10 protein-coding genes are annotated in these 14466 nt (G+C 70.2%); 5 read left to right on the top strand and 5 right to left on the bottom strand.

All coding sequences use genetic code 11. The features are described from left to right. Positions 1 to 64: 64 nt before the first annotated feature. Positions 65 to 1588: an APC family permease gene (locus ACFVSU_RS16425; protein WP_387145172.1), complete on the top strand. Its 1524-nt coding sequence runs from the start codon at positions 65 to 67 to the stop codon at positions 1586 to 1588. A gap of 467 nt (positions 1589 to 2055) precedes the next feature. On the opposite strand, the gene ACFVSU_RS16420 is transcribed toward ACFVSU_RS16425, so the two are convergent. Continuing rightward, entirely contained in the window at positions 2056 to 4128 is a 2073-nt protein-coding gene (locus ACFVSU_RS16420) for a primary-amine oxidase (protein ID WP_387145169.1), read from the bottom strand. A 143-nt stretch (positions 4129 to 4271) separates the two neighbouring features. Between ACFVSU_RS16420 and ACFVSU_RS16415 the strand changes: the two genes are divergently transcribed. Beyond that, on the top strand, positions 4272 to 5864 hold the full coding sequence (locus ACFVSU_RS16415) for a hypothetical protein (RefSeq protein WP_387145166.1): 1593 nt from the start codon (positions 4272 to 4274) through the stop codon (positions 5862 to 5864). Between the two features lie 8 nt (positions 5865 to 5872). Here the strand turns inward: ACFVSU_RS16415 and corA are convergent, their stop codons facing one another. Together corA and ACFVSU_RS16405 are read right to left on the bottom strand one after the other, a co-directional pair. After that, on the bottom strand, positions 5873 to 6871 hold the full coding sequence (gene corA, locus ACFVSU_RS16410; protein WP_387145162.1) for a magnesium/cobalt transporter CorA: 999 nt from the start codon (positions 6869 to 6871) through the stop codon (positions 5873 to 5875). Positions 6872 to 6974: 103 nt separating this feature from the next. Then, entirely contained in the window at positions 6975 to 9593 is a 2619-nt protein-coding gene (locus tag ACFVSU_RS16405; protein ID WP_387145159.1) for a transglycosylase domain-containing protein, read from the bottom strand. A gap of 99 nt (positions 9594 to 9692) precedes the next feature. Between ACFVSU_RS16405 and ACFVSU_RS16400 the strand changes: the two genes are divergently transcribed. From ACFVSU_RS16400 to ACFVSU_RS16390, 3 genes are all read left to right on the top strand, one after another. After that, on the top strand, positions 9693 to 10661 hold the full coding sequence (locus ACFVSU_RS16400; RefSeq protein WP_387145156.1) for a squalene cyclase: 969 nt from the start codon (positions 9693 to 9695) through the stop codon (positions 10659 to 10661). A gap of 61 nt (positions 10662 to 10722) precedes the next feature. Further along, positions 10723 to 11646, top strand: a complete 924-nt coding sequence (locus tag ACFVSU_RS16395; protein ID WP_387145153.1) for a S1C family serine protease — start codon at positions 10723 to 10725, stop codon at positions 11644 to 11646. 45 nt (positions 11647 to 11691) lie between these two features. Further along, positions 11692 to 12159 carry a hypothetical protein gene (locus ACFVSU_RS16390; protein ID WP_387145150.1) on the top strand — a complete coding sequence of 156 codons (468 nt, stop codon included), beginning with the start codon at positions 11692 to 11694 and terminating at the stop codon, positions 12157 to 12159. Between the two features lie 56 nt (positions 12160 to 12215). On the opposite strand, the gene ACFVSU_RS16385 is transcribed toward ACFVSU_RS16390, so the two are convergent. Together ACFVSU_RS16385 and ACFVSU_RS16380 are read right to left on the bottom strand one after the other, a co-directional pair. After that, entirely contained in the window at positions 12216 to 13079 is an 864-nt protein-coding gene (locus tag ACFVSU_RS16385; protein WP_387145147.1) for a serine hydrolase domain-containing protein, read from the bottom strand. A gap of 36 nt (positions 13080 to 13115) precedes the next feature. Continuing rightward, the gene (locus ACFVSU_RS16380; protein WP_387145144.1) at positions 13116 to 14417 is read right to left on the bottom strand and encodes a DUF222 domain-containing protein; all 1302 of its coding nucleotides are present in this window, start codon (positions 14415 to 14417) and stop codon (positions 13116 to 13118) included. Positions 14418 to 14466: the final 49 nt, after the last annotated feature.

The following is a 14466-nucleotide window of genomic DNA, read 5'->3' as shown; positions in this document are numbered from 1 at the left end:
ATCCCGGGTGGTCCGGCCTCGGGACGATGATCCCGACCCGACCTGAGCATCGAAGGAGCTGCACATGGCCACCACCGGCCCCACGACCTCGACGACCCGCACGGCAGCGCATCGCCGTCTCGGGGTCCTCGCGGTCGCATTCATGATCATCGCCGCCTCGGCGCCGTTGACCGTCGTCGCCGGCGGCGTGACCAGCGCCTACTCGGTCACCCATGTCGACGGCATCCCGTTCGGCTACATCGTCCTGGCCGCCGCGCTCGCGATCTTCGCGATCGGCTACGCCGCGATGAGCCGGTTCATCACGAACGCCGGCGCGTTCTACTCCTACGTCTCGCAGGGGATCGGCCGACCCACCGGCGTCGGCGCCTCGGTGCTCGCACTTATCGCCTACAACGCGATGCAGATCGGCATCTGGGGCATGTTCGGCTTCCAGATCTCGTCGTTCATCGAGTCCAAGACCGGGTGGGCGAGCCCGTGGTGGGTCTGGGTGATCCTGGGGATCATCGTCGTCGGCATCCTCGGCGTGAACCGCGTCGATCTCTCGGCGAAGGTGCTCGGTGTGCTCGTGGCGCTGGAGTTCCTCGCGGTCATCGTCTTCGACGTCGTGGCCTTCGTGAACCCCGCGGAGGGCTTCACCGTCGCACCGATGACGCCGTCGGCGCTGTTCGTGCCCGGCGTCGGCGCGGTGCTCGCCTTCGGCATCGCGGCGTTCATGGGCTTCGAGTCGGCAGCCATCTACGGCGAGGAGTCGAAGGACCCCAAGCGCACGATCCCGCGCGCGACATTCCTCGCGGTCGCTGTCATCGGCGTGTTCTACGCGATCTCGTCGTGGGCGCTCGCGCTCGCCGTCGGCCCGGCGAAGATCACCGACCCCACCGGCATCACGCCGGAGGAAGCCGGTCCGCCGCTGTTCTTCAACTTCGTCGCCGAGCACCTCGGGGTGCTGTGGGTCGACCTCATGTCGATCCTGTTCATCACGAGCCTCTTCGCAGCCCTGGTCAGCTTCCACAACGCCGTGTCGCGCTACGCCTTCTCACTGGGCCGCGAGGGCGTGCTGCCCCGCCAGCTCGGCACCGTGCGCACCTCGAGCGGCGCGCCGTGGGCGGGCTCGCTCGCGCAGTCGGTGCTGGCGCTCGTCGTCATCATCGGCTTCGCGATCGCCGAGGGTGGCTGGAACCCCGAGAACGGCCCCTACCCGGTGCTGACCCTCTTCACCTGGCTCACGAACCTCGGCGCCTTCGGCCTCGTCCTGCTCATGGTGCTGGTCTCGGCGGCCGTGATCGGGTTCTTCCGCCGTGATGGACGCGATGTCGGCGCGGGGAGCCGCCTGGTGGCGCCGATCGTCGCCCTCGTCGCGCTCGGGATCGTGTGGATCCTCATCCTCGTGAACTGGGACGTGCTCCTCGGCCAGCCCCAGTCGACGCCGACGACGTTCATCCTCCCCGCGATCCTCCTCGTGCCCTCGATCGCCGCGGTGCTGTGGGCGTACTGGCTCCGCAAGGCCAAGCCCGACGTCTACCGCCAGATCGGCCACGGCGCCGAAGAGGCGGAGGCGCCCCACCTCGGCAGCGAGCCCGTCGGCGTGTGACCCGCTGACGCCGAGAAGAAGGGCGACGGATGCTGCAGCATCCGTCGCCCTTCCTCTTGTGTAGGTCTCGCTCGAGTGTGTCGCGGGGGTAGCCCCAATTGCGATGTCCGGACTTCGCAGGGTGGGGAGGTGGGATTGCTGTGTTTCCCGGACCGTGGCGGGCGGTCCGGGGTGGTGGGGAGGTGCGATGTCCGGACTTCGCGGGGTGGGGAGGTGGGGGTCGCTGCGTTTCCCGGACCGTGGCGGGCGGTCCGGAGCGGCAGGGAGGTGCGATGTCCGGACTTCGCAGGGTGGGGAGGTGGTATTGCTGTCTTTCCTGGACACCGGCGGGCGGTCGGGGTGGCGGGGATGTGCGATGTCCGGACTTCGCGGGCTAGGGAGGTGGGATTGCCGTGTTTCCCGGACCGAGGCGGGCGGTCGGGGTGGCGGGGATGTGCGATGTCCGGACTTCGCGGGGGGAGGGTGGCTCAGCCGCCGCAGGTGCACTCCGCGCCCATGCCGCAGCCGCCATCCGCGATCGCGCCGGCGGTCCGGGGACCCGAGGCGCCCGCAGCGGCGTGACCGACGGCGTGGGCCTGCGAGGACTCGGGGACGTTCATCGCGGGGTTCACGTCGAGGAAGCCGTAGGGCTTGAACCAGAAGCCGGCGTAGTCCACCGGCATGATGGGCCAGTCCTCGGGGCGCGGGATGTGGGTGAGGCCGAACGTGTGCCACAGCACGAGGTCCTCGCCGTCGATCGAGCGGTCGTCGGACGTGTAGGCCGGAAGCCCCGCGCCGCCCTGGTGGGCGTTCGGGTAGCGGCCGGCGGGCCAGCGCTCGTCGTGGTCGTACGCCGTGCCCCACAGGTGCTTCGTCGCGAACGCGGCGCGTGCGGCTACCGTCGAGGCGGGGTCGGCCATGAGCAGCGCCGTCGGCTGGGGGAGCAGGTGGTACGCCGTGGGCTTGCCGAGGTAGTTCGTCTTCGACGCGCTGCGCACCTCCCACACCCGTGCGACGGAGGTGTCGGCGACGCGCTGGGCCTCGGCCTCGGTGCGCAGCGGAGTCTCGGTCCATGTGAAGGCGTTGCCGAACGGATTGGCCTCCCCCATCGGGATGCGGGCGGCGTCGATCTCGACGAGCCGGTTGTCCTCGCCGTCGATCGCGACGTCGAGCCGCGCCGAGAACAGGTGCTGGTGCACCGGCGCGAACACGCCGGGCGCGATCTCGGGGGCGTGCGGATTGGTCGAGCCCGCGTGCCCGCCGCCCACGAACACGATGCCGGTGGCCTTCGCCTCGAGCTGGATCGAGCCGTCGAGGTAGAAGTACCAGTAGAAGCCGTAGTCGTAGTTGCCGATCGTCGAGAAGTACGACACGACCAGGCGTCGCGACCGGCGCACGTGCGAGCCGACGGGGCCCTGCTCGGTGTGCTTCCAGAGGATGCCGTAGTCCTCCTCGTGCATGCACACGACGTTGGGGATCTTCACCGGGTGGCCGTGGTCGTCGGCGACGTGGCCGTCGAAGTACCGGATGACGCCGAGGCAGTCGCAGCCGAGCTCCAGGTGGTTCGCGTTCTTGCCGAGCAGGTACTCGCCGGCGTCGAAGTAGCTGATCCAGAATCGCGTGTTCGACGTGTCGCCGTACGGCACGACCATCTCGGGCACGCTCGCGCGCGTGAGTACCGGGCGATCGTCGAACCGCACGTCGTGCAGCACGAGCCCCTCGCGCGCGTTGAAGTCGACGCGCATCGACCAGTTCTCCCACTGGACGAGCGACCCGCTCACGGCGAAGCTCGGGCCCTCGGGCTGCGTGATCTCGATGGGCTTGAGGCTCGAGCGGGCAGGTCCCACGGCATCCGGGGTGTACTTCCCGCTTCCCGAGGGAACCGGAACGTCGCCTTCGTCCTCGATGCCGATGACCGCGTTCGAGACGAGGTCGACGTGCACGATGAGGCCCTCGACCGGATGCGCCCAGGGGACGTCGTCCTCGCTGTCGCGCAGGAAGGTGAGCGAGCGGATGACGCGGCGCCCGACCTCGTTCTCACGCCCGACGAATCCGGGCGCCAGCGGCGAGCAGAACGCGAGGTCGATGCGGTCCGCGAGGCCGCGGCGCCTCATCGCGGCGCGCCACTCCGGCGAGGCCTTCACGATCTCGGCCGCACGGTCGTACTCCTCGAACAGGTACTGCGGCTGGCCGTACGGCGCCTGTGACGGGTCGAGCTCGCGCGTCGCGACCACCGCCTCGCGCGAGACGGACACGATCGCCTCGACGAGCGCGCCCGTCGCAGCATCCATCAGCGTCACGTCCACGCGACGGTCGAAGGGCTCGCCGGGCGACCAGGTGGCGAGCTCGTCCTTGGTCGGCTCGTCGGGCAGCAGCATCGGCACGCGCACGGTGTCGCCGAGGAGCCCCGCCGACACGAGGATCCTGCGCGCCGCCTCGATCTCGTCGGCGGTGAGCGGATCGAGCGGGTGCCGCGGCTCGGCCTTCCTCACGGCAGTCACCGGGATGAGGTCCGGGTTGTCGTGGGGCTGAGTGGGCGCGTCGTGCGTGTGCGCAGGCATGGGGCCTCCTTCATATCCGCCCCCACTCTCCCTCTCGCACGCGTCGCTGTCTTGACCCGGTGCGCACGAAGCGTGACTGGCGGTGCGCCGAGGCGTGTGCGGACTCACACCTCGTTCACAGACCGTCGGCGGAGTCTGAAGTCGTGGGCGTCTCGACGGAGGGATCCGGATCGGTCGCGGTCGCGAGTGCGGACGCGACCGGGAGACGGATGCCGCGCGCCGTCGCTCCGCGCGGATTCACCGCCGATCCCCGGCGCCTGGGTGTCGCCGCCGCCCTCGTCGGGGTGTTCGCGGCCGCGGTGAGCGCGATGGGGTCATGGATCCCGTCGCTGTGGGGTGACGAGGCGGCGAGTGTGCTCTCGGCGCTGCGCCCCGGTGAGAGCCTGCTCACGATGCTCACGCACGTCGACGCGGTGCACGGCGCCTACTACCTCGGCCTGCACGCGTGGGTGCACCTGTTCGGATCGAGCCCCTTCGTCATACGGCTGCCGTCGGCCTTCGCGATCGCGGTCTGCGCGGCGGCGGTCACCTGGCTGTGCGGACGGTTCGGGTCGCTCGGGTTCGCCGTGCTCGCGGGAACCCTGACGGCGATCCTCCCACGCCTGACCTACGCGGGGGAGGAAGCCCGCGGGTACGCGTTCGCGGCGGCGCTCGCCGCCGTGCTCTGGATCGTCGTCGTGGAGCTGCTCCGGCGCCCGGCGCCGTCGCGGCGCTGGTGGGTGCTGTACGCCGTCGTGCTGGCGCTCGGGATCTACGTGTTCCTCTACCTGGCGCTGCTGACGCTCGCGGTGGGCCTCGCGCTGGCTCTGGATGAACGAGGACGGCGCCAACTGAAACGCTGGCTGATCGCGTCGGCCGCCGCAGCGCTAGCCGCGAGCCCCGTCGCCGTGCTCGCCGTCAGCCAGCGGCAGCAGATCGCGTTCCTGGCGCACCGCGACGTGGTCACCCCGAACTCGATCCTGGTCAAGATGTGGTTCAGCGCCTGGCCGTTCGCGGTCGTCGCGTGGTCGCTCATCGCGCTCGCGATCGTCATGTGGGTGCGGCGCCGGCTGCGGCAGCGGCGGCAGGGCGAGCGTTCGGGTCTCGACCTCGAGACCGTCGCGCTGGCGTGGCTCGTGGTTCCCACGGGGATCCTGCTGGCAGCGAGCCCCTTCGTCGCCGGATTCACCCCGCGCTACGGCACCTTCGCTGCACCGGCGGCCGCGATCCTCATCGCGCTCGGCGTATGGCGTCTGGGTGATCTGCGCTTCGGCGCCGGCGTGCCACGGAGCGCGCTCGCCGCGCTCGCCGTCGTCGCGGTGGTGGTCTCGGCGATGCCGGTGTGGGCCGCGCAGCGCACGCCGTGGGCGAAGAACAAGTCCGACTGGAACGACATCGCGGCGACCATCCAGCACGACGCCCGGCAGGGCGACGCGATCGTGTTCGACGACTCGGTGCGCCCCTCGCGGCGGCCCCGCCTCGCACTCGACACTGATCCGGCGGCGTTCGCGGGCATCGCCGACGTCACCCTCGAGACCTCCTACGCCGACAGCACGAGCTGGCATTCGAGCGTGTACTCCGTCGCCGAGGCCGCGCGCCTCGGCCGGTTCGCCGACGTGAGTCGCGTGTGGGTCGTCGAGTATGCCAGGAACGGTGAGACCGACTCGACCGCGATCGGCGACCTCGAGGCGCTCGGCTACGAGCAGGCCGAGCGGATCCCGCTGCACAGCAGCGTCGTGCTGCTCTACACCCGCTGAGCTGCGTCTCAGAGCCAGTGGCGTTTGCGGAACACCCAGTAGAGGGTGAGGCTGGTCGCGGCCATCAAGCCGAGCGCCATGGGGTAGCCGAGGGGCCATGCCAGTTCCGGCATGTATTCGAAGTTCATGCCGTAGATCGTGCCGACGAGCGTCGGGCCGAACAGGATCGCCGCCCAGCCGGAGATCTTCTTGACCTGCTCGTTCTGGACGAGCGCGGTATCGGTCTGGCGCTGCGTCACGATCGTCGCGTTGACCGTGAGGGCGTTGTCGAGGATCGAGCGGAACGCCGAGGCCTTGTCGATGATGCGCAGCGCGTGGTCGTGCACATCACGCAGCGACCGCTGCAGCTCGAGGTCGACCTCGTACTTCGGAGCCCCGCGCTGCAGCGACTCCAGCATGTCGGCGAGGGGAGTGACCGCGCGCTGGAGCATGATCACCTCGCGGGACAGGTCGTAGATGCGCTTGGAGAGCGAGACGCCCCCGTGCTCGAACAGCGCGTCCTCGATCTCGTCGATGTCGTTCTCGACGCCCTCGATGACCGGCGTGTACTCGTCGACGACCTCGTCGAGGATCGCGTAGAGCACGGCCTCCGGCCCCAGTGCGAGAAGCTCGGGCTCCTGCTCCATGCGTCGGCGGACACGGCTGAGATCGGGGGACTCCGCATGCCGGATCGTCACGATGAAGTCGGGGCCGACGAACACGTGCAGCTCGCCGAAGTCGACCGTCTCGGTCTCGTCGATGTAGCGTGCAGGCCGCAGCACGACGAAGAGGATGTCACCGTAGCGCTCCAGCTTCGCGCGCTGGTGGCCGGTGAGCGCGTCCTCCACCGCGAGAGGGTGGAGGGCGAACTCGTCGGCGACCTGCGCGATCTCCTCCGGAGTCGGACGGAACAGCCCGATCCACGCCATCCCGTGCTGGGCGCGGGTGTACTCGAAGGTCTCAGCGAGGCTCGACGGGTTCTCGATCCGCTTACCGGCGACGTACACGCCGTTGTCGACGATGGGCATCAGACGATTCTCCTCGGCGCGTGGCTGGGTGGGCAACGATCCTCACGATTCCGTGACGAGCGTGGATGCTGTGCCGCGGCCTCCGTCGTGAGGGGGCGTGGGATCAGCCGCCGTTTCCGTTGCCGCCTCCACTGCTCCCGCCGCCATTGCCGTTGCCCGACCCCCCGTTGCCGGTTCCGCCGTTGCCCGTCCCGCCGTTGCCGTTGCCCTCGCCGTTGCCCGGGTCGGAGGCTGCGGGGCCTGCGCTGGGATGGATCGTGACGGTGGCGCCGGCGGTGGCTCGGCCCGCGCCGGGATCCTGGCTCGCGACGAGCCCGGCCGTGACCTCCGACTCGACGGTGTCGCCGACCTGGACGACGAACCCCGCCGCCTCGAGCCGGCTCTGGGCATCCGCGACGCTCAGCCCCGTGACGTCGGGCACCGTGGCCTGCGAGGTCTTGGTCAGCTGCGGGTCGGGGTTCGGGAAGGCGTCACCGCCGTACGCGTCGTTCGCCGCGGACTGCACCGCCCGGCCGATGCGGTAGCGGATGTCCGACAGCCGCGTGCCGTCGTGCCAGGTGTTGAAGACGTCTCCGCCGCCCTCCACGTTGCCCGCCCACGTCGCCGTCGTCACCTTCGTGCTCGACTCGATCATCCAGGTCTGCCACGCCTCGTGGGTTCCGGTCTTGCCGAGCATCGGGGTGCCGTCGCCGGGGTTGCCGGCGGCTCCCGTTCCTCCGGAAGCCATCACGCCCTGCAGCGCGTAGGCGGCGGTCGCCGCGATGCTCGGGTCCAGGGCCTGGGTGCACGAGCGTGCGGGCTTCGCGATCTCGTCGCCCGCAGCATCCGTCACCCGATCGATGGCCTGCGGCTGGCAGTAGGTGCCGCCGTTGGCGACGGTGGCGTAGGCGGCGGCCATCGCGATCGGCGAGACCTGGGCGGTGCCGATGACCGAGTTGAGGCTGTCCATGGAGATCGGCGTGCCGTCGCTCTGCGTGACGCCGAGCTTGGCCGCCACGTTCTGGATGTCGCAGAGGTCGAGCTTCTCGGCCATCGCGAAGTAGCCGGTGTTGAGCGAAGCCGCGGTGAACTGCATCGGCGTGCCGATGCGGCCGGCCGCCTTGCCGAAGTTGTTGACCAGCGTGTTCGACGTGTTGTCCCAATCGCCGTCGCACGAGTTGGTGAGGTGCGTGAAGACCCGCAGCCGCCCGTCGAGGGTCTCGTTCACCGAGTGCCCCTGCTCCAGCCAGTCGAGGAGGGTGAACAGCTTGAAGGTCGAGCCGGCGCTGAAACCCGTGGATCCGCCCACCGCGGGATCCCCGGCGAAGACGAGCGAGGAGTAGTCCGGATCGTCATCGGCCGCGGCGTCCTCGCCGTACTTGGTGTTCTGCGCGATCGCGAGGATGCGACCGGTGGCTGCTTCGATGCTCACGGTCGTGGAGCCGAAGCGGCCCGTCGACGCACCACTGGACGTCGGCATGGTGGCCGAGGCGGGCGCGTACTGCGTCATCGCGGCCTCGGCGGCGGACTGCACGCGCGAGTCGAGGGTCGTGTAGACGTTGAGCCCGCCCCGCTGGAGGGTCTGCAACCGGTCGGTCGCGGTCTCGCCGAAGGCGGGGTCGCTCAGGATCACGTCCTTCACGTACTCGCAGAAGTAGGCCGCCCCACCCGCCGCGGCGCATCCCGTGACCGTCGGCGTGATGGCCGGGGTGACCGGCTCGATCGCCGCGGCGACGTACTCGTCGTGCGTGATCTTGCCGTCGTCGAGCATGCGGTTCAGCACGTAGAGCTGGCGCACCTTCGTCGAGGTGTACCCGTCGGCCGCGGCGAGCTTCTGCTCTTCGGTGATCTCGCCCGACGTCACCAGCGCGTCGAGCGCCCCGAGCTTCGCGCCGTCCTCGATGACCCCGTCGGGCGCCTTGTTGAGGGTCGTGCCGTCCGATGTCGTGATGGAGCCGGCGGGGCGGTCGATCCGGTAGCTGTTGGGGTTCTGCACCATGCCGGCGAGGGTCGCCGCCTGTGCGACGGTGAGGTTCGCGGCGGTCGTGCCGAAGTAGTAGCGCGCGGCAGCCTCGACGCCGTACGTGGTGCCGCCGAAGTTGGCGATGTTGAGATAGCCGAGCAGGATCTCGTCCTTGGAGTACTTCTGCTCGAGCGCGATCGCGTAGCGCATCTCCTGCAGCTTGCGTTCGATGCCGGCCGTGCCGGAGGACGTGGTGGCCTCGGACCAGCAGTCGTACTTTTCCTGCTGCGTCTTCGCGGTCGCCTCGCACTGCTGCACGAGGACGTTCTTGACGTACTGCTGGCTGATGGTCGACCCGCCCTGGGTCTCGCCGCCGCCCTCGAGGTTCGACAGCACGGCCCGTGTCGTGCCGATGATGTCGACGCCGCCGTGGTCGTAGTAGCGCGGGTCCTCGCTCGACAGGATCGCGTCGTACATCGCCGACGAGACCTGGTCGTAGGTGACCGGCGTGCGGTCCTGCTCGAGGAACTGCGCCATCAGCACCTCCTCGCCCGTGTCGGGGTTCGTGGCGTAGAAGTTGCTCGGCACCATCAGCTGGTCGATCTGGAGCGTGCTGGGCAGGTTGTCGAACAGCGTGATCGTCTGCGACGCCGCGGCGCTGGTGAGGGCCACCGCCGGGGTGACGGTGGCGGCCACGAGGACTCCGGCCAGGGCGCTGAGGCCGAGCAGCCCGGCGAGACCGCCGAGGAATCCGCTCGCCCGTCTTCGGGATTCGGGCATGGGGTCGAGCGTAGGAAGCGGGCCTGGATGGTTCTGGTGACGAAGCTATGCGCGAGGTGGACGCCGTGAACTGTCGGCAGGTGCGACTAGCCTGCCCGCATGACCATCGATCAGGATCTGCTCGACTGGCTGCTCGACTCCGACCCGGCGCTGCGCTGGCAGGTCGAGCGCGATCTCGCCGGGGCCCCGCCCGAGATCTGGCAGGCGACGCGTGCGCGTGTGGCCTCCGAGGGGTTCGGAGCGCGACTGCTCGCCGAGCAGGACGCCGACGGCCAGTGGGCCGGAGGGGCGTTCTTCCCCGCGGGCTTCTTCGGCAGTGCCGAGCAGGACGAGCCCGGTCAGCCCTGGGTGGCGACGACGTGGGTGCTGAAGGACCTCCGCGAGTGGGGCGTCGACGCGAAGGTGCTCGACGGCACCGCGGAGAAGATCGCCGCGAACAGCCGGTGGGAGTACGAGGACCTGCCCTACTGGGGCGGCGAGGTCGACGTCTGCATCAACTCGTACACGCTGGCCAGCGGCGCCTGGCTCGGTGCCGACGTCTCGCGGCTGGTCGCCTGGTTCCCCGAGCATCGCCTGGCCGACGGCGGCTGGAACTGCGAAGCGGAGGAGGGCGACTCGGTGCGCTCTTCGTTCCACTCGACGCTCAACGCGGCGCGCGGCATCCTCGCGTACGAGCGCATCACCGGCGACACGAGCATGCGTGACGCGCGCCACGGAGGCGAGGAGTACCTCCTGTCGCGGCACCTGATGAACCGTGCGACGACCGGGGAGGTCGTGGGCCCGTTCGTCACGCGCTTCGTGTACCCCAACCGGCACCGCTACAGCGCGCTGGTCGCGCTCGACCACTTCCGCGACGTCGCGCTGCTCGAAGGCACGCCGCCCGATCCACGTCTCGCCGACGCGGTCGAGGTCGTGCATGCCGCTCGCCAGCCCGACGGCGCGTGGCTGCAGACCACCCCGCTTCCCGGCCGCACCTGGTTCGACGTCGACGTCGCCGAGGGCGAGCCGTCGAAGTGGCTCACGCTGGTCGGCACGAGGGTCCTGGATTGGTGGGATGCCGCGGCCTGACGCTCCTTCCGCCTTCGGCGAACTTCCGCCGCAGCATCCGTGACGGGTCGACACTGGTTTCGTGGACGACCAGGAGGCGCTCGACGCCTACTCCTCGACGGTGATGCGCGTCGCGCAGATCGTGCTGCCGTCCGTCGCCGCGGTGAGCGTGCGCACCCGGCAGGGTGCAGGCGCGGGCAGCGCGTCCGTGATCACCTCGGAGGGGCACCTGCTCACGAGTGCGCACGTCGTCGAGGGTGCGATCGGCGTGGAGGTCGCGTTTCCGGACGGCACGGTGGCGGCAGCATCCGTCATCGGGGCCGACCCCCTCTCGGACCTCGCCGTGCTGCGCGCGGACGTCGACACCCCGCCCCCGCTGACGATGGGGGATGCCTCGAAACTCGGCGTCGGGCAGCTCGTCGTGGCGCTCGGCAACCCGCGGGGGTTCTCGGGCAGTGTGACCGCGGGGATCGTGTCGGCGCTCGGCCGTTCGCTGCCGACGCGGTCGGGGCGGGTGATCGACGAAGTGATCCAGACGGACGCGGCCCTCAACCCGGGCAACAGCGGCGGAGTGCTCGCGGACAGCGCGGGCCGGATGGTCGGGGTGAACACCGCGGTCGCCGGGGTGGGACTGGGCCTGGCCGTGCCGATCAACGCCACGACGCGCGAGATCATCGACGCCCTGCGGGTGTCGGGGCGCGTGCGCCGTGCCTGGCTCGGCATCGCCGGCTCGACGGTGCCGCTCGCCCCCGACGTCGCGGCGAAGGCCGGATCGCGGGTCGGGATGCAGGTGGTCTCGGTGGTGCCCGAAAGCCCGGCCGCAGTGGCCGGCGCCCGTGTCGGCGACATCGTGCTGTCGCTCGACGGTGTGACGATCGCCGACCCGACGGCGCTGCAGCGGCGCATGGTCGAGGGCGCGATCGGCCGTCGCATGGAGATGACCCTCTGGCGCAACGGCGCGCTGGTCGACGTGGTCGTGCTGCCGCAGGAACTCCGGGTGCGCTGACCTGCGTGGATCTACGCTGTGACTGTTCCGAAGGAAGGAGCCGCCGTGTCCACGTATGACGAGCACTTCTCTCACGCCCACGTTCCAGGGCCGGGTGAGTCGAGCATCCCCGAACTCGAGATCGACGAGACGATCCCGCCGCGCCCCGAGGAAGAGGTGGCCGACGTCGCCCGAGCGGAGCCCGACGTCGCGGACCACAGCCATCATCGGAACATCGTCCGGGTGTGGCGTGGAGTGATCCGCACGGAGGACCGCGACGAGTACGTCGACTATGTCGAGCGGACCGGGATCGAGGAGTATCGCGCACTCCCTGGGAACAAGGACGCCTGGACGCTCACGCGCGAACTCGCCGACGGCCTGACGGAGATCCTGACGGTGTCGCGGTGGGAGAGCCTGGACAGCATCCGAGGATTCGCAGGCGACGACGTCGACAGGGCGGTGTACTACCCGGAGGACGACCGGTTCCTCGTCGAGAGGGACGACACCGTGCGCCACTACGTGCAGCGCAGCTGACCTGTCACGGCACGACTCCAAGCGGGGGTAGTGGCGGGGACGGGGGTCGCGGCCCTTCAGCCGTGCACGGTCTCGACGGCGAAGGCGGCCATGCGGTCGGCGCCGAAGTGATCGTCGGCCGTGATCGTCACGACCGCGTCGCCCGCGAAGATGAGCAGCTGGCCGTAGGCGCCGTGAAGGCGCCAGGCCTCGCCAGGGCCGCGCCAGCCTGCGAGGGCGTAGCCGTCGTATCCCGGGTTCTCGCCGGCGACCACCCAGTCGGAATGCATCGCCTCGATCCACTCCGGCGACACGAGCCGCCGTCCCTCCCACCGGCCGCGATCGCGGATGAGCCGCCCGAGCCGGGCCAGTTCGTCGGTGCGCAGAGGGAGGCCGCCGCCCGCGACGATCCGACCGTTCGGGCTGCGCTCCCACTCGACATCGTCGATGCCGAGCGGAGCGAACAGGCGCGGACCGAGATAGTCGGCGACGTCGCCCACTCGCTCGGCGAGCACGCGCATCGCGGTGTAGGTGCTGGCGTTCGAGTACTGGAACGCCCTCCCGCGTGACGGGCGCCGGAGGAACTCCGCGGCGAGATCGGGCCAGTCGGTCATCATCGTCTCGGACCAGGGCAGGTCGATGCCGCTCGTCATCGACAGGAGGTGGCGGAGGGTGACCTCATCGACGCCTTCGCCGAGCTCCACGCCCGGGAGGTATGTCGCCACCGGCACGTCGAGCGAGACCAGTCCCTCGTCTGCGGCGATGCCCGCGGCGAGCACGCAGACGCCCTTCGCGGCGGAGTGGATGTCTTCGCGCACATCAGCGGTCCATCGGTGCTCTGCGACGTCGTCGCCGACGAGGACATGCAGGCCATGGGCCCGGAACCCCGAGGCGTCCGCCTCGAGCACGATGCGGTCGGCGACGGACTGGGCGCGGGTCACGGTTTCCAGTCTGCCCGCCCACCGGTGCCTGAAGTCTCAGGTACGGAAGGGCGTGAGTGCGGGGGCACGGTCTTCGCGGCCGGTGGTGGTGTATTCGTGGCCGGTGGGGCTGGCCCAGACCAGCAGCTCGTCATCGAGGCGTGCGGTCCACCGGGTGTGGTGTTTCAGACGGTGGTGCTTCTTGCAGAGGTGGGCGAGGTTGTCGTGGTCGGTGCAGCCGCCGTGTTCCCAGGCGAGGTTGTGGTCGGTTTCGCAGCCGGTGGCCGGAGTGCCGCAGCCGGGGAACCGGCAGGTGCCGTCGCGGTCGGCGAGCCAGGCGCGGAGCGCGACGGGGGTCTTGTAGGTGGTGCGGTCGTAGACGAGACGGATGCCGGTGACGGGGTGGGTGAGCACGCGCCGCCAGGAGGTGGCGCCGGCGGCGAGGGTCATCGCGACATCGAGGGGGATCGGGCCGTAGCCGTCGAGCACGGCGGGCTCTTCGCTCCCACCGAGAAGGGTCAGCGCGGGGACGGTGAGGGTGACGTTCACCCGGACCCGGCGCAGCGACTTCGCGGGGTCGGCGCTGTCGGGCACGCCGACGGGGCGGTCGTTGCGGAGCAGGGCGTCGATGAGCCCGTCGAACCGCAACTGGCCCGACGTGCGCGGGTCCCCAGCTTCCTGTTCGTCCTTCGCGGTGCCGGTGAGCAGGGTGTGGGCGAGATGGATCTGCATGATGGGGCCGTAGACCATGAGCCAGCCCATGCCGTCGCGGGCGGGTTGCACGGTCACGTCTCGCGACTTCACCGCTCGGTCGGCGCGTTCCTGGATGGTGTCGGGGTCGAGGTGCTCCCGGATTCGCCGCGACCGGTGCGCGAACCGGTGCGCGGTGACGTCCCGTCGTCCGGCGAGAACTGCGTCCTCGAATGCGCCGCGGTGGAGCGGGGTGAACATCTCGGCGTCCTCCACGAGAGCCGCGGCGTGCCGGTAGGAGATCTCGCCGGACGTGAGCGCGGTCATCGTCGCGGGAAGGTCGGCGCACAGCACCCGGGCCTCTCGGAGCAGGTCCGCGGCCCGGCGTTCGGTGATCCGCAGCACGCAGGCGACCTCGGCGCGGGTGGAGCGGGCCACCCAGTCCGCAGCATCCGTCGCCGGATCCTCACCCTGCGCGGCCTTCTTCGCGGCCGGCGACCCCGGCTCGTACGACACGATCTGCTGCTGGTGCGCCTCGCTGACCCTCCGCAGCTCATCGAGCAACCGGGTGCGCTCCGCCGCCAGGCTCGCCTGAGCCCGTCGCACACGATCGAGCTCTGCCACCAGAGTGGCCGCGTCGTCGCAGTGGAGCGCATCCGTCGTGCACATACCCCGAGATTAGAACAAACCTCCGACACTCGATGAGGGTGAGGCGGCG

It is taken from the genome of Microbacterium sp. NPDC058062 (genome assembly GCF_042885375.1).
In the GTDB taxonomy this organism is placed as follows: Bacteria; Actinomycetota; Actinomycetes; order Actinomycetales; family Microbacteriaceae; genus Microbacterium; species Microbacterium trichothecenolyticum_C.
The sequence above is the reverse complement of the archived record's forward strand: the minus strand, read 5'-3'. Positions and strand labels throughout refer to the sequence as shown.